This window comes from Methylohalobius crimeensis 10Ki (assembly GCF_000421465.1).
Taxonomy (GTDB): Bacteria; Pseudomonadota; Gammaproteobacteria; order Methylococcales; family Methylothermaceae; genus Methylohalobius; species Methylohalobius crimeensis.
Genome location: NZ_ATXB01000002.1, coordinates 295,579 through 312,928 on the forward strand (window position 1 = coordinate 295,579; position 17,350 = coordinate 312,928).

General features: G+C 59.6%; 21 protein-coding genes and 2 tRNA genes. 6 read left to right on the top strand and 17 right to left on the bottom strand.

Annotated features, from left to right (window positions below; genetic code table 11):
* Window positions 1-180: 180 nt before the first annotated feature.
* Genes H035_RS0115070 through H035_RS22530 form a run of 7 tightly spaced genes read right to left on the bottom strand, consistent with a single transcriptional unit; the run spans window position 181 to window position 4,468 of the window.
* Window positions 181-1,257 (bottom strand): conjugal transfer nickase/helicase domain-containing protein, encoded by a 1,077-nt coding sequence (locus H035_RS0115070; protein WP_161624036.1) that lies wholly within the window; start codon window positions 1,255-1,257, stop codon window positions 181-183.
* Window positions 1,258-1,262: 5 nt separating this feature from the next.
* Entirely contained in the window at window positions 1,263-1,646 is a 384-nt protein-coding gene (locus H035_RS0115075) for a glycine zipper family protein (RefSeq protein WP_026596675.1), read from the bottom strand.
* 47 nt (window positions 1,647-1,693) lie between these two features.
* Window positions 1,694-2,380 (bottom strand): PH domain-containing protein, encoded by a 687-nt coding sequence (locus H035_RS0115080; RefSeq protein WP_022949795.1) that lies wholly within the window; start codon window positions 2,378-2,380, stop codon window positions 1,694-1,696.
* Entirely contained in the window at window positions 2,373-2,933 is a 561-nt protein-coding gene (locus tag H035_RS0115085) for an STY4526/YPO1902 family pathogenicity island replication protein (protein WP_022949796.1), read from the bottom strand. Before H035_RS0115085 ends, H035_RS0115080 begins: the two co-directional genes overlap by 8 nt.
* A complete protein-coding gene (locus H035_RS0115090) occupies window positions 2,930-3,406 on the bottom strand; it encodes a hypothetical protein (protein ID WP_022949797.1) in 477 nt (158 codons plus the stop codon). The genes H035_RS0115085 and H035_RS0115090 overlap by 4 nt, the downstream gene beginning before the upstream one ends.
* Window positions 3,406-4,026: a DUF6475 domain-containing protein gene (locus H035_RS20100; protein WP_022949798.1), complete on the bottom strand. Its 621-nt coding sequence runs from the start codon at window positions 4,024-4,026 to the stop codon at window positions 3,406-3,408. Before H035_RS20100 ends, H035_RS0115090 begins: the two co-directional genes overlap by 1 nt.
* Window positions 4,027-4,030: 4 nt before the next feature.
* Complete coding sequence (locus tag H035_RS22530; RefSeq protein WP_235044661.1) at window positions 4,031-4,468, bottom strand: hypothetical protein; 438 nt, start codon at window positions 4,466-4,468, stop codon at window positions 4,031-4,033.
* Window positions 4,469-4,702: 234 nt separating this feature from the next.
* Between H035_RS22530 and H035_RS22535 the strand changes: the two genes are divergently transcribed.
* On the top strand, window positions 4,703-5,056 hold the full coding sequence (locus tag H035_RS22535) for a hypothetical protein (RefSeq protein WP_235044662.1): 354 nt from the start codon (window positions 4,703-4,705) through the stop codon (window positions 5,054-5,056).
* Here H035_RS22535 and H035_RS0115105 read toward each other — a convergent pair.
* Window positions 5,046-5,699 (bottom strand): transcriptional regulator, encoded by a 654-nt coding sequence (locus H035_RS0115105; protein WP_022949800.1) that lies wholly within the window; start codon window positions 5,697-5,699, stop codon window positions 5,046-5,048. The two genes, H035_RS22535 and H035_RS0115105, sit on opposite strands and share 11 nt — an antisense overlap.
* A 76-nt stretch (window positions 5,700-5,775) precedes the next feature.
* On the opposite strand from H035_RS0115105, the gene H035_RS20990 reads away from it, so the two are divergent.
* From H035_RS20990 to H035_RS21545, 3 genes are all read left to right on the top strand, one after another.
* Window positions 5,776-6,483 carry a S24 family peptidase gene (locus tag H035_RS20990; protein WP_022949801.1) on the top strand — a complete coding sequence of 236 codons (708 nt, stop codon included), beginning with the start codon at window positions 5,776-5,778 and terminating at the stop codon, window positions 6,481-6,483.
* A gap of 209 nt (window positions 6,484-6,692) precedes the next feature.
* Complete coding sequence (locus H035_RS0115115; protein ID WP_022949802.1) at window positions 6,693-6,956, top strand: hypothetical protein; 264 nt, start codon at window positions 6,693-6,695, stop codon at window positions 6,954-6,956.
* Between the two features lie 27 nt (window positions 6,957-6,983).
* On the top strand, window positions 6,984-7,289 hold the full coding sequence (locus H035_RS21545) for a helix-turn-helix domain-containing protein (protein WP_084684987.1): 306 nt from the start codon (window positions 6,984-6,986) through the stop codon (window positions 7,287-7,289).
* Here the strand turns inward: H035_RS21545 and H035_RS0115120 are convergent.
* The 3 genes from H035_RS0115120 to H035_RS0115130 form a co-directional block, all read right to left on the bottom strand.
* Window positions 7,281-8,402: a site-specific integrase gene (locus H035_RS0115120; RefSeq protein ID WP_022949803.1), complete on the bottom strand. Its 1,122-nt coding sequence runs from the start codon at window positions 8,400-8,402 to the stop codon at window positions 7,281-7,283. The genes H035_RS21545 and H035_RS0115120 overlap by 9 nt on opposite strands.
* Before the next feature lie 158 nt (window positions 8,403-8,560).
* Window positions 8,561-8,634: transfer RNA gene (locus tag H035_RS0115125), tRNA-Cys, on the bottom strand.
* Window positions 8,635-8,678: 44 nt separating this feature from the next.
* A tRNA-Gly gene (locus H035_RS0115130) sits at window positions 8,679-8,754 on the bottom strand.
* A 169-nt stretch (window positions 8,755-8,923) separates the two neighbouring features.
* Here H035_RS0115130 and H035_RS0115135 point away from each other — a divergent pair.
* Both H035_RS0115135 and H035_RS0115140 read left to right on the top strand, forming a co-directional pair.
* Entirely contained in the window at window positions 8,924-9,457 is a 534-nt protein-coding gene (locus H035_RS0115135; RefSeq protein WP_022949804.1) for an O-acetyl-ADP-ribose deacetylase, read from the top strand.
* Window positions 9,450-10,772, top strand: a complete 1,323-nt coding sequence (locus H035_RS0115140) for a M18 family aminopeptidase (RefSeq protein ID WP_022949805.1) — start codon at window positions 9,450-9,452, stop codon at window positions 10,770-10,772. The genes H035_RS0115135 and H035_RS0115140 overlap by 8 nt, the downstream gene beginning before the upstream one ends.
* 55 nt (window positions 10,773-10,827) lie before the next feature.
* Here the strand turns inward: H035_RS0115140 and purD are convergent, their stop codons facing one another.
* From purD to H035_RS0115170, 6 genes are all read right to left on the bottom strand, one after another.
* Complete coding sequence (gene purD / locus H035_RS0115145) at window positions 10,828-12,120, bottom strand: phosphoribosylamine--glycine ligase (protein WP_022949806.1); 1,293 nt, start codon at window positions 12,118-12,120, stop codon at window positions 10,828-10,830.
* Window positions 12,121-12,132: 12 nt separating this feature from the next.
* A complete protein-coding gene (locus H035_RS0115150; RefSeq protein ID WP_022949807.1) occupies window positions 12,133-12,561 on the bottom strand; it encodes a YMGG-like glycine zipper-containing protein in 429 nt (142 codons plus the stop codon).
* Between the two features lie 328 nt (window positions 12,562-12,889).
* Entirely contained in the window at window positions 12,890-14,617 is a 1,728-nt protein-coding gene (locus tag H035_RS0115155; RefSeq protein ID WP_022949808.1) for an Hsp70 family protein, read from the bottom strand.
* Window positions 14,614-15,237 (bottom strand): nucleotide exchange factor GrpE, encoded by a 624-nt coding sequence (locus H035_RS0115160; protein WP_022949809.1) that lies wholly within the window; start codon window positions 15,235-15,237, stop codon window positions 14,614-14,616. The genes H035_RS0115155 and H035_RS0115160 overlap by 4 nt, the downstream gene beginning before the upstream one ends.
* Window positions 15,227-15,523: a J domain-containing protein gene (locus H035_RS20115; RefSeq protein WP_022949810.1), complete on the bottom strand. Its 297-nt coding sequence runs from the start codon at window positions 15,521-15,523 to the stop codon at window positions 15,227-15,229. The genes H035_RS0115160 and H035_RS20115 overlap by 11 nt, the downstream gene beginning before the upstream one ends.
* Window positions 15,520-17,349: a tetratricopeptide repeat protein gene (locus tag H035_RS0115170; protein ID WP_022949811.1), complete on the bottom strand. Its 1,830-nt coding sequence runs from the start codon at window positions 17,347-17,349 to the stop codon at window positions 15,520-15,522. The genes H035_RS20115 and H035_RS0115170 overlap by 4 nt, the downstream gene beginning before the upstream one ends.
* Window position 17,350 lies beyond the last annotated feature (1 nt).

Consider the following 17,350-nt stretch of genomic DNA (forward strand, 5'->3'; position numbering starts at 1 on the left):
GTCAAAACCATCAAGCTTCCCGCCCTGCCTACCGCTCCAAACAGCAAGTCATCATATAATCATCGTAGTAGTAACCATTTCCCGCATCGCTGATTTCGGCCTTGGCGATGATAAAGCCGGCTCGCAGATAGGCGCGGACGGCCTGGCGGTGAAGTGGTTCAATGGATGTGACCAACCCAGTTAAAGGATAATACGATGAAGGAGAACTTCAGGATCGATCAATACACCGGCAGACCGTCCTTTCCGACCGCTATCCGCAATTTCAATCCGGTACATGTTGAGACCGTCCGACGTCCGCTGGTGGAGACCAAGCTTGAGGAAACCTTTTTGCACCTTTTCCCAATCAGGCGCTTCCATCCCGTACGACGCCGCGCACTCTGAAAACTTCCTGAAAATCCCCGGGCTGACCAGAAGCATCCCTTCGGGAACCATGCGGACGAGCGCATCCGGGGCGTTGCCCTCGAATTCGCCGGATTGAACGCCTTCCGACAACCAAGCCAAAAATCGCCTGCCCAACTCCTTGTTTGTAATCTTTCCAGATGCAGACACCGCAGATGCCGCCTTTTCAATGGAGCCAGGCGATCGTGAATCGTTCCGATCGTCATTCCCGCCGGATACCGTGGCGATTCGACCGACATCTTGCCCGGGTTCCGTTTTGGCCGTGACTGTATCGCTAACCGGTTCCGGCGCTGACAGCGGCGGCAGATTCAACCGGTGGCAGGCCCTGTCGAGAATTTCCCCCAATACGCCGGCCTCGGATAAATCGCCGCGAACGACGGCGCACCATTGGGCATACGCTTCGCGATCCGAAGACAGCCAATCGGCGCCCTCCTCACCTAGAATGCGGAAGGCATACTCGTCGGCCGGGGCGGGTTCTCCCGCTTCAATCCAAGCGATTCCGTGTATCACAGAAGCGCCGAACACCGCATAGGTCCATAGATCACGCCGATGGCCGGCGGTTTCGGGCGGTGCGCCGGGCGGAAGCACGTATCCCAAACGCAGTTTCAGGGCCGTGGCGGCAACCGTGAGCGTCCGCTCGAGAATATGGCCCGGTTGAATCCTTCGAGCGGCAGAGGAACCTGCCCGACCGTACTCCGCGATCCGCCGCAGCGGCGGGAGATAATAGCGGTCGAAGTGCTCGGGAGTGGTCCCGACCAACGCCTCGATGCGGTCGATCTGCCGCTGATGGACATGAAGCGGTTCGGCGGACGAATCGTTGTTGGCACCGACGGGATACTTCACCCTCAATAAACGCAAGCGCTTCAATCCAGCACCGTATGGCCACGGTTTTGCATGCAGCGCCGGTACACTCTTTTGTAGCGTTCCTCGGCACTCAGGCCCTTTCCGATACCACCGCCCATTCCGGCAAGGCCCGCACCCCAGGCCGCTCCCGTTCCCGGTGCGCCCGCCAGGGCTCCGACCACGGCGCCCGTGGCCGCTCCGAGAGCGCCTCCGACCAAGGCACCCTTGGCGGTTTCCTGGGCCGTCCCGCCAGAAGCTTGGCTTGCCAATTGCCGGCATTCGGCCTGATCCTGGTGGATATAGGCGGCTCGCGGATCTCCGTAGGGATCGACGGTAGGCTGCCAATTGCCGTAGCTGGCGCAGCCAGCAATGATCAACAGGACTAAAAGCATCAACAAGCGCATGGTTTGTCTCTCTTGATACGATTCGTCATAGGAATTTAGACCATTCATCATGACCCGCCGCTTAATCGTTCGATCCATTCGCGGATCTTCATCGGCGACACGATGTTGATGAAACGCACGTCCACGCCGTCCGTGCCCGCCGCGGAAAATTCGAGCGTGCCGATATTGAAAAGACGGGCGATCAGCCCCTGTTTCAAGCCGATGGAACGGATGTCCTCGAACCGAACCCGGTGCGTTTCCCGGGCGATGATTCCGATGCTTTGCTCGACGCCTTCCGGTGTGACAGCATATCGGTGAGCAACCCAGGGAAGGTACAACGCCAGCGCGGACAAGGCCGCCACGCCCCAGCCGGCAAGACGGAGGAAACCGATCACCAGCGCCGGATCGAGCCAGGCGGGCAGGCCGGGCAGGTGCATCGCCTCCAGAACGGTTCGGACCGCCAGGACCGGCGCCAACCCAAGCAAGGCGCCGAGCAGCAGGAACGGTAGATAAAACGGCAGCGATACCCGCAAAGCTTGACGTATCATCACCGGATCGAACGATGTGGTTTCCGGGGCGTTCGTCCCTTCGGGCACGGCCTTACCGGACCCGGCCACGGCGAAACCGCCCTCGACCTTTTGTATGCGCCAAGACTCGCCGGTCCGCTCGGCGAGGACGTCGCGCAGCCAGGCCGCCCGTTCGAATCGCTCGAACGGTCGTTGCCCGTGATCCAGAATCACATCAATCTCAGACATTTTGAAACGCCTCCCAATCGGGGCCGATCGCATTCACGATCCGCCCGACGGACAAACCGGTTACACGGTGCACCGACAAAATCCGCAGGGCGGGGTGCGGTTCGCCGCTGCGCCGCCAGGCATGCCATACCTGGCGTTCCTCGGCTTCCGACAACGCCGACTCCGGGCGGCCTTTTCTCCCCGGACAGCCGAAATACCGCCGGATGGCCGCGCAGTCGCTGCGCTGCAAACCGTAGAGATCGACCATCAATTGCGTCGGAGCGCCTGCCTGAAACAGTTCCAGGACCGCCTCGCGGTCGCGGCAATCCAGGTCGGCGAGCGCCAGGGCCGCGTCGAGGCTTTCGGATGTGACCTCGATCTTGATCTCTAGCACCTGGGCCAGCGCGAACAGGACCTTTTGGAATTGGTCGGGGCGCAATCGCCGGATCCGCCGAATCTGGCGGCGATCCAGACCGAGCCCTTGCAGTGCCTCGGGACGTCCGATATCGCTCAAGCGCGACATCGACAGCAGCAAGTTCAGGTTGAGGTCCTTCCGGATTTGCGCTTCGTTCATTCAACAAAATCCTCCCGGATCAAACAATCGACGAGCCCGTCCACCAATTCACCTAGAGCGCCCGTCTGGTTTTCGAACCAGGCGCACAAGCGCTGCACCTCCTCGTCCTTCGGATAGCGCAAACGGATCGCTTGAATCAATCGTTCGGTTCCGGCGTCGCAACCGACCGGCAGGTTGCCGGTCGAAAGCTGATCAAGTATATCGAGCAGAATGTCTTCCACGTCCTGATCGACCATGGCATGACTCATCGGCCACCTCCAGCATCCACGAGTGAAATTCCCGTATCGAGCGGCTTGCCCCCCCACGGCCAGGCTGGTGCCCGACACATCCACCGGCAACCGCCATCCGCAAGCGATCCTGTCCGCGCAGACACGGGCTTGATCGGGATCGTCGAACCACGCGAGGATCTGGCCGGTGGCTTCGTAAGCCTTGCCGTCGAAGGACCATATCAAGTCAACGATTCGAGCATTCATCAAATTGCCTCCAATTGCCGTTTTTCGAGCCTCGGGCCGTCGATCGTTTCGACGGTTCCTTCGATAACTTGCCGGGCCTTTCGTTTGTCGCCGTGCAACCTGATCGAAGGTTCGCTAGCAAATCCACCGATTCGGTTCGCGGATTCGGCAATGCCCGCCAAATGGGGCGGATATTTCGGTCTCGCGCTTCGCATGGCGTAACCGCGATAACGGGTCTGGAATTCATTGGCGACGAAGGGCCACTCGTGTTCGGTCTTTCTGCCCAAGGCGATCCAGCCCCCCATATCCTCGATTACGCGATGAATCAGGATGTCGTCGAACGCCACGCTTTGGTGAGGCCCCACGCAGCGCACGGCCTTGTCCACCTTGCTCCAGGCCAACAAGGCGCTGTCCGCGGTCGACCCGCCCAGCATCCTGAACGCATCGGCGGGTTTGGGCAGATACTGGCCGGTGTCCGGGTTCACCACATGGCGGCTCAACGCTTCACGGACGGCGCTCAAGTCGAACGGGCGCATGGCCTGCCACCACACGCTCAGGGCGAACTCGGAAATCGCCTTGCCGTAGAAATCGTAGACCCCGGTCATCAAAACGCGGAAATCTTGAAAATCCTCGGCGGTCATGACGTCACCTCTTGTCGGAATCGTCCAATTCGGGCGGCACCCAGTTGAGGGCGATCCTCATGTTCCTGGACAGGGGGGCATCCGGGGCCCGGTAATTGTCCGATCGCAATTCGGGCGGGATCCAGGCTTCGGCAACCGCCGCGTTATGGGCCTCGAGTTCGGATGGGTTTCGGGAGCCGCTCCCTCCACTATCCCCCGGCGATGGGGTTTCCCACGCCTGCGCATAGGGCTCGTCGGGACCGAAAAACGTCGAAGCCCGCATGACGTAGCGCGTGCTAACGATCCCCGTGGTTTGGCAATACCGGGCGTAGCGTATGACACCGTCAAGCAGCGCCTCCGCTGCCACGCCGGCCTTGCGTCTGGCGGCCCATGCCCGGTAGGCGGCCTTCTTCGGATTGTTTCCCGATCGGCGGGGATAACACCGCCACGCTTCTTCGAACATGGTCGGGTAGGAAGTTTCCGGTAGGGATTTCTTCGGGTGACCGGAAGGGGGGCTGGCACGTGGGGGGCGATCGCCGTCAGGTGATGGCCCCTTAACATCTTTTCCCCCTGTTGTAGTCTCTGTTGTAGTCTCTGTAATAGTTTGCTGTCTCACAGCAAACTTGTTTGTGGTATCACGGCAAACTTGTTTGTTGAATTCACCAGACTTGTTTGTTGAATCCAGCAAACTGGAATCTTGCTCTTCGCATTCTTGTTTGCTGGATTCAACAAACTGGCATATGGCTTGGTTCAGAGCGGTTTCGTCCAATTGAAAGTACAATCTCGCGGGGACGCCTTTTCTCTCGACGTGCAATATGCCCCGCTTGGTCAAAGCTTTCCGGGCCGCCTCCTGTTCGTAACGGGTCAGGCCGGTTTCCTCGGTCCAATCATGCATGCTCTTGTAGAACCGCCGTCCCTCTACCCGCCGGTGCCAATAGACCATTTGGGAGAGAAAAACCGCGCCCGCGACGGATCCGGCAATGTCGACGAAGACGCGGTGATAGGCAATCGGCCTATCCAGGGCATCGATGTAGTTGATGCTATTCATTAAACTGCCTCAAATTGCCGTTTTCCGAGCATCGGGCCGTTTCTTCACGACTGGAGTTTCCATTTCCACTGCCGTTGCCGCTAAATGTCTTCCATTGGTGGAAGTCTTCATCGAATTTACTCCAGTGAAACCGGTAGTAGTTTTTCGCGGGCAGGTCCTTCTTAACGATCTCGAGGTATCCCAGCTTCTTGAGCCGTTTGCAGGCCTCGCGCTGCTGGAAATGGGACAGGGCGGCTTCGTGCTCAATCTTCTCCCGGGTCTTGTAGATCTCCTGCTCGCTCACTTTTTCACGCCAATACAGGAATTGGCACAGAAAGACCGAAGTCTCGATGCTCCCGAAAAATCGAGCAATTTCAGGATAAAAAGCAATTGGTTTGCCCAGAGCGTTCTTGCAGTCCACCCGCCCGGCAGGTTTGACGCGGGAACTGCGGATATAGGAAGGCAACCAATTTGGATCAGGGTAAATATCCGGTCGTACGTCATACGGTTTGATCCTGCCTTCCATGATTTCGACGAGTTGAAGCACCCGTTCGGCCGGGACACCATTCCTTTCCCATTTCCTGACGGCCTGATAACTTACCCCGAGCCTGTCGGCAAGCTTGGTTATCCCGTTAAAATGCCGTATAGCGATTTGGATGGTATTCATGCCCCGAGAGGTTAGAACCGCATGTTACACATGTCAAGCACCTTAAATGACTGTTACCCGTCATATAATGGAACCTATGGTTACTGACCAAGAAAAAAGATTCTCGGAAAGACTGAACAAGGCGCTGGACGAAATCGGAGTGCCCCCCAAGGGGAAGGGTCGCCAGACGGCTGTCGCCAAGATGTTTGGCGTGTCTCAGAAAGGCGCGAGGAAATGGCTCGAGGCCGAAGGGATGCCGGAACCCAAAAGGTTGGAGCAAATCGCGAAAAAATGCGGCGTCAATATCGAGTGGTTGTGGGGAGGGCGCGGCCCCATGCGGCCAAAATCAATCCACGAAGCAAGGGACATTGAACCCGGCCCCGATATCGGTATCATCTTGTCTATTCCTATCGTCGGCAATACCCAGGCAGGACCGGACAAAGCATGGGAAGAGCTGGGGTATCCGGCCGGATATGGAGAGGAATACGTGGATATCCCATCCAAAGACGTCCATGCCTATGCCTTGCGAATAGCGGGAGACAGCATGGAACCCCGCATGCGCGAGGGAGAGGTCGTGGTGGTCTATCCCAGCGAAGAACCCATGCCCGGAGACGAGGTGGTGGTGCGAACGAAATCCGGGGAAGTCATGGTGAAAAGCCTGGTTTACATCCGCGGCGGGCGTGTCGCGCTGGATAGTGTGTCGAACAAGTATGGCCGTATCGTGCGCCACCTGGATGACATCGAACTAATGCACCCGATTGCGGGAGTTATGAGACCGCAATCGATCAAACACCGAAAGCTTTGACATTCTACAGCCACCAAAGCGGAAAAATTACAGTCCAGTACTATAGCGGTTGAATCCCGCCCCGGACGTGAGTCGATCCAAATAACCACCCTTTCACCAATCCACGAAAAGTAATCGCTCGCCAAAACAAGTTACTTATAGTTATTGACATAAAGTAACTGTGGGTTCTATTATTTGCTTGCATCAAGACAAATTAGGAGAACCCGAACATGAATCCAGCAGAAATTCGCAACAACAAGTTGAATTTCCAGAAAGCCAATCACTGCGTGAGAAGGCTATTCAAGCAAGGTTTCGATGTGACGGCGATCGATTTGCATGGAGGTCGTCCCAAGATCGAGATTGCATTTCAACCGAAATGCAGGCGTCTGGGTGGTGTCTGGTACCGCCGAAGATCGAATGGGGCAGGCAGCATCTATCGCATGGCCGCCCTGGTCTCGGGGTGCCAGGTGGAATGGGAAGAAGCCACCCATTAAGGCAAAACTCGCAATTCGACCGCAAGAATGAACGATACCTTGACCACTCAAGAAGCCGCCGAGCTTATGAAAATCTCGCCGGGCGAACTTCTTAAATTGGCAGTTGACGGCGAGATTCCCGGCATTTGCTTTGGAGACGAAGCAAAGGGGATCCGTCGCAAAGGGCGCCCGTCCACATGGGTCTTCTTACGAGAAGACTTACTTGCCTATCTTAAGGAACGAGCCAGAAAAGAACAGGCCAGGCGGCTGGCCAGGGGCGGGAGCGCTATCGAAACTCCTCGCACACAGTCAGGGCGACGTCGTGGATCTGTCGATCTGAACCGTTTACCATAAATTTCCAACAAGGTCGGATCCACGCAGGCTGGCATAGCGCTTCAGAGTGGCAAGAGTTCTGTGACCTGTAATCCTGGCGATCTGAACATCGGTCAAGGTGGTGCGCTCATAAAGTCGGCAGGTCGCTTCATGACGCAGGTCGTGGAAACGAAGATCATCGCAACCAGCCAAGTGAGCGATTCGTCGCCACTTGGCTGAAAGCATTGAAGTGGTCCGACTTAGCGAGCCTTGGCTACCATCCCACCACGGGAATAAGCGTCCATCCTCATGATGAAAGCCCTCCATTCCCCCCTCCTGAGCCTCCACGACCGAGAGGTAATGCTTGATGACGGCAACGGCCACAGAAGACAACGGAACCTGCCGCTTATCTCCGTTCTTCGTTTTATCCAGGAACACGGTCCGCTTTTCCAAGTCCACCTGATCCAAACTCAGAGTGTACATTTCCCTCAACCGCATGGCGGTTTCAATCGCCAATTGAAATAGGCCCTCCCAGGCGGCAATCCATTTTCCATCGATAGGACGTTCACGGCCTGATGGTTTTTCGAGGGACAAAACACGACGAATAGCATCCTCTTCACCTGGTTCCAATCGCCGATCCCGCTCAACGTCCGCTCGTAATTCGCCGTCATGAGATGTATAGCTGGCATATTTTTTGGGCAACTGCCGGAACGGATTGGATGGAGCGAGCTCCGCCAACACACACCAATCCAAGCACCGGGCCAGTGCCCCGACCTTTTTCCGAATAGTCCCCGGTGCCAACCTGTCTTCCCGCTTCATCGACTGAATCCAGGCTAAAACCCAGTGCACATCGAGCCGTGTCACGGGAAGTGTACGAATATCCTGGGCAAGGCGTCCAAGCAGTTCACTGTCGTGAACCGACACGTGAGAACCGCGGAGGTAGCGATCCACCCATTGGCCGACGGTCGTTTCTGATTCCCTGGCTTGTTGCAGCCCCTCCGGAATCACTCCGCGGTCGAGCAGTTGCTCCAGGCGACGGGAATAATGCCTGGCTTCTTCTTCAGTATCGAAGGTGGCGTAATGAGGTTTCGGCAGGATGGACCGACGGATCGTCACCTGCCAGGTACCATTGGCGCGCTGTCTGATGGTGGCCATTCGCGTAAACGGACTTTTTGGCTATCAATGCGTGGCATTTGCCACACTTTTGCCGATTTTTTGGGTATTTTTAACCGTTTTTCGCGATTTTCGCAACCACGGATTAACGATCCGTGATCGTGTAAATTTTACAATCTATTGATTTTGCTGGAAAAATATGGAGGCTGCGGTCGGAATCGAACCGGCGTACACGGCTTTGCAGGCCGCTGCATAACCACTCTGCCACGCAGCCTTAAGGGAATCGAACAACCGCCCTGGGCGCGGCTTTGGAAGGATTGGAGCGGGAAACGGGATTCGAACCCGCGACCCCAACCTTGGCAAGGTTGTGCTCTACCAGCTGAGCTATTCCCGCGTTGTTAGATGCGTTATTTTAAGCAGCTGAATCTGGCTGTCAAGGGAAAATTGGACCGAGGGGTATCGAATGGCGCGGTTGAGTCGGGATACACCGCCTGATACGCTAGCTCCCAAGATTTTGTCGGTGTATTTTCAGAGGACCTCCAACCGGTCAGGATTATCTCGCCATGCCTTCCAACCAACGCATCGAAGCCATCCGGGCCGACATCACCCAATTGGAAGTGGACGCCATCGTCAACGCCGCCAACCGCTCGCTGCTCGGCGGCGGCGGGGTGGACGGAGCGATCCACCGAGCCGCGGGTCCCCGGTTGCTGGAGGCGTGCCGGAAATTAGGCGGGTGTCCGACCGGCAAGGCCAAGGCGACCCCGGGATTCAATCTACCCGCCAAGTACGTACTCCACGCGGTCGGCCCTGTCTGGCACGGCGGCGATCGAGGGGAAGACGAGCTGTTGGCTTCCTGCTATCGGGAATGCATGCGCCTGGCCCGGGAATACGATGTTCGCACCCTCGCTTTTCCGGCCATTTCCTGCGGAGTCTACGGCTTTCCGCTGGAACGGGCGGCCCCCATCGCCATCCGTACCCTGACCGAAGCCCTGGATGCCAACCCCCGAATCGAAAAAGTTTATCTGGTCGGTTTCGACGAAACCGTACGCCACACGTATGAGGATTACCTGAGCCAGCTGAGGGAAAGCGATGATTGATTCGAACCAGCGCCGTCAAACCGAAGTCCTGCTGCGTTTCATCGACGCCTCCCCGAGCCCCTGGCACGCCGCCACCACCATGGCGGAATGGCTGGAAGAAGAGGGATTCCAATGTCTGGACGAACGCGAGTCGTGGGTGCTGGAGCCGTCCGGTCGTTATTACGTGATCCGAGACGATTCCTCCCTGATCGCTTTTATTGTCGGCGCCGATCCTTTGACCGAAGCGGGTTTCCGCATCGTCGGCGCCCACACCGATTCGCCCGGTCTGCGCCTCAAGCCCAATCCGGCCCATGCCGCCGAACCCATGCTGCGGCTAGGGGCGGAGGTTTACGGCAGCCCCATTCTCGCCACGTGGACCGACCGCGACCTGAGCCTGGCCGGCCGGGTGGCCTTGCGCGGCGAGACGCCTACCGTCTGCCTGGTGGATTTCGAGGAGGCGCTGGTGCGCTTGCCCAACCTGGCCATTCACATGAACCGGGAGGTGAATGAAAACGGCTTGAAGCTGGACAAGCAAACCGAATTGCCGCTGCTGCTGGCGGTGTTGGAAGAGGAACTGCCCCCCGCCGAACGGTTCACGAATCTTCTGGCCGACCGCTTGGATTGCCCCCCCGAATCGATTTTGAGCTGGGAATTCAACGTTTACGACACCCAGCAAGGGGCTTTCTGGGGGCCGGAAAGCGAGTTCATCGCTTCCAGTCAGCTGGATAACCTCGCCTCCTGCCACGCCGCGCTCGAGGCACTGGTGGCCGAGGACGAAGCCTCCGCGACCCGGGTCTGCGCCTTTTTCGACCACGAGGAAATCGGCTCGGAGAGTTTCAAGGGGGCGGCGGGCAGCTTCCTCGGCGATATCCTGACCCGGATCGGCGCCGCGCTGGATTCGGAATCCGCCGACCGGCAACAGCGCGCCCTGGCCGCCAGTTTTATGATCAGTGCGGACATGACCCACGCCTATCAACCCAACTTCGCCTGGGGCTACGAATCGGAGCACAAGATCACCGTCAACCGGGGACCGGCGATCAAAATCAACGCCAATCTGCGCTACACCACGGAAACCTTTTCCCAGGCCTTATTCATCGGCTGGTGCGAGGAGGCGGCCGTTCCCTGGCAACGCTACGTCCACCGCAGCGACCTTCCCTGCGGCTCCACCATTGGCCCCCTCGCTTCCGCCCGCTTGGGGATGCGCAGTATCGACGTGGGCAATCCCCTCTGGGCCATGCACAGCGCGCGCGAAAGCGCCGGCGCCTGCGATCACCCCTGGATGATCCAAGTGCTGGCGCGGTTTTTCGCCTGCCCCCGGATTCCGGTCAACGGCTAGGATCTGCTCACGTTCCAGGGGAGAGGCGGGCGGAGCGCTCTGCCCGGCTTTCACGTCACCCCCCCCTAATCTCACGCGCCACTGCGCGCCAACCGATGTCGCGGCGGAAATAGGCGTCGGGCCAACGGATCTTTTCCACCTGCGCGTAGGCCTTGCGCTGGGCTTCGGCCACCCCGTCTCCCAGGGCGCAGACGCACAGCACCCGACCGCCGGCGGTGACCACGCGCTCGTTCTCCAGACGGGTGCCGGCGTGGAAAACCTTGACGTCGGTCGATTCCTCGTCGGGCAGGCCTTCGATCGCATCGCCCTTGCGGTAATCGAAAGGATACCCCCCCGCCGCCATCACCACTCCCAGCGCGGCGCGCCGGTCCCATTCCGCTTGCCGGCCACCCAAATCGCCTGCCACGGCGGCCAGGCACAGCTCAGCCAAATCGCTTTCCAGCCGCAGCAAGATGGGCTGGGTTTCCGGATCTCCCATGCGGCAGTTGAACTCCAACACCTTGGGTTGGCCGTCGGGAGCAATCATCAAGCCGGCATACAGAAAACCCGTATAAGGCGTACCGTCGGCCGTCATCCCTTGAACGGTGGGCTGAATCACCTGATTCAAGACGCGCTGCTCGATTTCCGGGGTAATCACCGACGCCGGAGAATAGGCCCCCATGCCGCCGGTATTGGGACCCTGGTCGCCGTCCTGCAGCGGCTTGTGATCCTGAGAGGTGGCCAGGGCGAGGACGTTCTCGCCGTCGGCCATCACCATGAAGCTGGCCTCCTCCCCTTCCAGAAATTCCTCGATCACCACCCGCCGGCCGGCTTCCCCGAAGACGCCTTCGGCCATCATCCGTCGAACGGCCTCAATCGCCTCCGACTCGCTTCGGGCGATCACTACCCCCTTGCCCGCCGCCAAGCCGTCGGCCTTGATGACGATCGGGGTTCCCTGGCTGCGAATGTAGTCCACCGCCGCTTCCGCTTCGGTGAAAGTGGCGTAGGCCGCGGTGGGAATGCGGTGGCGCTGCATGAAATCCTTGCAGAACGCCTTGGACCCCTCCAATCGAGCCGCCGCCTGACTGGGTCCGAAGCAAGGCAGCCCACGGGTTTGGAAAAGGTCGACCACCCCCGCCACCAAGGGCGCTTCCGGCCCCACCACGGTGAGATCGACTTTCTCCTCCCGAGCGAAATCCGCCAAACCGCTAAGGTCTTCCGCGGGAATGGCGACGTTTTCCACTTTGGGTTCCAAAGCCGTGCCCGCATTTCCCGGCGCCACGTACACTTTTTCCACCTCGGCCGAATGGGCCATCTTCCAGGCAAAAGCGTGCTCGCGGCCGCCGCCGCCGATAATCAATACCTTCATTTACCGTCCTTTTCAGTAACGCTGTTCGGTTTTTTCACCTTCACAAACTTCGCGGATATGGTCCTCGACCAAGTTACCGCCTTGCCAGATTTTTTCGTGGACCTTGTGGCACCGGGTTCTGGCGTCGTAACCCAACGGTTGCGCCTCCACCCGCTGCCAACCGTCGTTGCTCTGGTAGGCGACCGACCGACCGCTGAAAGCGGCTTCTCGGGCGGCGCGGGCGGCGATTTCGGTGGTGATCGCCCCCAAGGTGCCGCCCAACGCCCCGCCGATCAACGCGCCGCGCCAACGGTTGTTCTGGTCGATCAAGGCCCCGGCCGCCGCCCCGATGGCGCCGGCGGCGGTCGCCCCCTGATAGCTGTAGGGACTGTTGGTGCAAGCCGTCAAACCCACCAGAAAACCTGCCAGGATCGCTCCGGCAACCATACGCTTGATGTACATGACTATCACCTCAAGATTCTATTTCGGAATCACCCCCCGTTTATACCACCTCAAGCTGAAGCGATCCTGTACGCTCGTTCCCTCTCCTTTGCCCGCCGCTGGACGAAAGCCGCTGTTGTTCTAACCGCTACCGAACCATCCCAACGCAATGCCAGCTCAGCCGCCTCCCGGGCCGCCTCTAAGCGCCCCGCTCGCAGGGCCCGCAGTGCCCGGGCCAAATAGCTGCGGGCGCGCCTCTCGGAGGCGATCGCCCTATTCAAATCGCAACCGCAGCGGCGGCATCGAGTACGATCCCTTAATCTCGCCCGGCATACGGGACAACGCTCCATCAGTGCTCCAGATAATAGAGAATATCGCGCAAGGTCTCCAGGGGTTCGGCGACCGCATCGGAATCTTTTCGCTCCATCGCCTCCCGCAGCGCTTGCAGCAATTCACCGATTTCTTCCCGATCCTCCTCGCCGACCTCGGCGAGCATGCCTTCGGCTTTTGCCGTCAACACCCGTGCCTCTTCGAATTCAGAGGCTTCGGCTCCGGCGCCGAACAATTCTCCGATCCGCGAACGGGCGGCGGAGATTTGGCCCTGATCCATTCTATCGATCGCATGCTCGATTCGAATACTCTTCTCCAATCCGGTGGCCTTTTCAGTGGCGGTGACGTTTAAGATCCCGTCCAAGTCGAGATCGAAGCGCACCACCAGGGGGTCGCCCGCCGGTGCCTTGCGCAGCCCTTCCACCATGAACTCACCGACCAAGGTGTTTTGCTGGGCGTCTTGATGCTCCCCTTGATAAACCCGCACATCCACCCGTTCCTGCTCGTTGATCATGGTGTGAAACACTTGGGCCTTGGAAGCCGGCAGCGGGGTGTTTTTCTTGATGATGGGGGCGAAAACGAAAGGGTAGAAGGTTCCGTCTTCCAACTCCCCCAGATAGCTGGTGCCGAACGTGTAAGGGGTGATGTCCACCAGTACCGATTGGACCGGCTCGCCGGCGATCATCCCAGCCTGCATCGCCGCCCCCAGGGCGACGCACAGATCCGGGTCGATCGCCGCTTGAGGGGAGCGACCCAGTTCGTCTTCGAGCCGTTCCTGAACCAAAGGCGTACGAGTGGTGCCGCCCACCAAGAGAACATCGTCGATCTCGGAAACGGTCAGACCGGCGCTGCTCAATGCGATATGGAGTGCTTCGATGGTGCGGTCGATATAAGGGGAAATCAGCGCCTCGTATTCAGCCCGGGACAACTCCAGGGAAAGGTGGATCGGCACGCCGTCCTTCTTGGTCAAAAACTCTTCCTTGATCGCGGCATAGGGACGATCGGACAAGGTCAGTTTCGCCGCCACCGCCGCCCGCCAGAGACGCGCCATGACCTTGCGGTCGCTCCGGACATCGAGCCCATGCTTCTCCTGAAGCCTTTCCACCAGCAGTTCCACGATCTCACGGTCGAAATCGTCGCCTCCCAGGTAATTGTCACCGTGGCTGGCGATCACTTCCACCACCCCCGCTTCGATTTGCACTACCGAAACGTCGAAGGTCCCCCCGCCCAGGTCATAGACCAGGACTTTCATGGGTCGGGTGAGATCGGTTTCGTACACCAAGGCCGCCGCGGTGGGCTCGTTGAGAATGCGCACCACTTCGAGGCCGGCAATTTCGCCCGCCTCGCGGGTGGCCTGGCGCTGAGCGTCGTTGAAATAGGCCGGCACGGTGATCACCGCCTTGCGGATCGGTCGGCGGAGGTGGTCTTCGGCCTGCGCCTTCAGCGTCCGGAGGACGATCGCGGAAATTTCCTGGGGGCTATATTCGCGGTCGCCCAGGGAAACCGTCTCCGCGGTTCCCATGCGGCGCTTTATGGAACGCACCGTCCGCTCCGGATAAAGGAGGCACTGGTTGAGCGCCGCCTCACCCACCAACAGACCGCCGTAATCGTCGACACCCACCACCGAAGGCAGGATCCGGTTGCCGGATTCGTTCGGAATGATCACCGGTCGGCCGTGATCCAGAATCGCCACCTCGGAGTTGGTGGTGCCCAAATCGATGCCGATGATCGTCTCTGGTTCGCTCATATTTCCTCATCGGGTTTGTTCACTTTCACTTCCGCCAGCCGCAGCACCTCGCCGCGCCAGCGCCAGCCGCGCCGCAGAATCCCCACCACCTCGCCCGGGGCGCGGTTGCGAAGGGAAACCACCTCGGCCGCCCGCATGGTCGCCGGATCGAAATGCCGTCCCTTCGCTTCCAGCGGCTCGAGGCCCAGTGAAGCGAGCAACTGATCCAGGCGCGCCAAGGTCATCTGCAAACCTTCCACAACCGAACGAAACAATCGTCGGCGGCGTTTGCACAGCAAACGCACCAACCAGTTGGGACGCAAGGCCACCACCGCCTGGATGCCCGCCTCCTGACGGTCGCGCAAGTCGACCAGATCCAGCAGTACCGGGCGCAGACAATCGCGCTCACCCTCTTTGAGACGCGTATGGAAATCGGCTTGTTCCCGCTCCGCCCATTGGAGCAGGCGGCGGTATTCTTCCAAGGTCTGGCTGAATTGACGCCCTTCGGTCCGGACTTCGACCCGCAGGGCGGCCAATTCGGCAAACAGTTGGGCCAGCCCGACCTCGGACGTGTCTTCGTCTTCCGGCACCTCGTCCAAAAACTGTTCGAATGCCGCCAGCAACTCCTCTCTAGTGTTCATCGAGGCACTCGGCAAACAGATCTCTCAATTGATCCGTTGTGGGCCGGGGGGAGTCCGCTCCATGAGCCATCCGTTCAATCTCGGCCAGGGAAGGACAATGAAACAAAGCGTATTCGATCCGGGCCCGCCGGTCGCGGATTTTTTCATAGGCATGGCGAATCGTCTGAAACCGCTGCGGCGCCCGTTCGGGCGGATAAGTTTTCACCCCGGCGAGGTAGGCACGACGGATCGCGGTATCGTCGGCATCGGGAGAGACGTCCAGAATCTCGAAGGGAGAAAGCGTCATTTTTTACCTCTTTGGGGAAAAAAATTTTCCAGCAGTTTGGCGAGCACCTCCTTGGGCGAGATCTGAGGCGACACGGGCGCTTCCCGGGGAAAGCCCCCCTTCCAAGGGTCGAAAATCACTCGACTCTGCTCATATTCTTCCAGGAAATCCTCAATCCGGGCCGCCCATCGGTGCTGCCTCTTGTGCTTGGCTGTCTCCAGTGCTTGTTGCAAAACGACGATATCGTGCGGATTGAGGTCGGCGGCGGACCCTCGCCCCCGAGCCACGGCGTCGAAATAGACCAGCGCCGGGGGGCGATGTCCCCAATGAAAGCTGGCGCGCACGTAATCGCAGATCAATTGATACTGCTCCAAGCATAAAAACCGCTCGCAGACGGCGATCAATTCCTCCTCGAGCCAGTCCAGGGAGGCGCCTTTTTGCAAATACGGGCGTATCGGCTTGAAGAGATCGGCCGCGGGGACTCCTTCGGCGACCGCCTCCACCAGCAAATCCAATAAACCGGTCACCGCAGCCTTGTCGATCTGCATCGCGGAAACGTCCAAAACCTGTCGCAAGCGCTTCAGCTGCGGCCGGCTGAGCCGGGGGGGCAATTCGAGACGAAGCACTTCGGCGGCCACCAAGCATTCCCACTGCGGCGAAGGCAACGGCGGCTGCATCCCGGCCAGGGGGTCCATTTCGCCCTCCAGCAGACGCAACCCGGCTTTTAGCGCCGCCGCTTTGGCCGCTTCCTTGGGAGTCCGGGCCAAGTCCGCGGCCGCCTGGATTTCCTTCACGGCCAATTCATGTTTGCCGGCGGCGATTTGTTTACGGGCGTGGCGCAGATGGGCAACCACCAAGCGTCGACGGGCCGACGAGTTGATGGGATCGAGCTTGAGGAGTCGGCGAGTCAAACGCGCCGCTTTCTTATAGACCCCTCGATCGATCGCCGCCTCCGCCGCCGCCTCCAGCACCGCCGAGTCATCGGGAAAATGCTCGAGCGCATCGTCCAACAGACGGCCGAGATGCTGGCTCTTTTCGGCTTTACGGTACCAATGCGCCAGCTGCAGCCAAGTATCCCGATGGCCCAGATCGAGCGCCAGCGCCTTGTGCAGGTACTCTGCGACCTGGGAATCCTCCGGTCCCGCCAGTCGCTCGGTCAAGCGGGCAAGGTGACGATTCACCGCCGCCGCTTCCAAATATTGACTGTTTTGCCGGTAAGATTCGGCGGCGTCGGCCCAAATCTTTATCGCCGCCTCCCACGCCTCCGCTTGCTCGGCGGCCAGCGCCTGGCGGCGATTTTCCTCGACCGGGGAAAGCGGTCCGAATTGTTCGCTGTAGGCGGTCAGTCCGGCCGGATAATCGATCAACAACGCCTTCAGCGCCTCTCGAATACCGGGGTCTTCCCGCCCTTTCGCCGCCTCGAGCAACTCCGGGAAAAGCTGCTCGGGTTCGACCGTCGTCTTGGCCCGCCCCCGTAGCGTATCGACAAAACTCCTTGCGGCAGGCTTGAGCACTTTTTCGTCTTCGCCGAACAGGACCGCCACCGCTTGCGCCGGGCAAGCAAAAGGCGAATCGCGAGAAATTCGGGCAAGCAATGCCCGCCCTTCCTCGATCCGCTCCGGATAGGCGGCCAGCGCTCCCAGCAAAAAACGCAGGTCCCGATAGGGAGAGCGAAACGGAATCGCTGCAAGGGCCCGGCGCATGGCTTGTATCTCGCCGCCGCAATACGCCTCGATGGCCGCCTGCGCATAGGGCCAATGGCGGCGCAGGAGCGAGTCCTCCGGCAGGGCTTGGAGGATGCGCCGATCGCCGGCCAATACCGCCAATACCTGCCGTTTTTCCGCCATC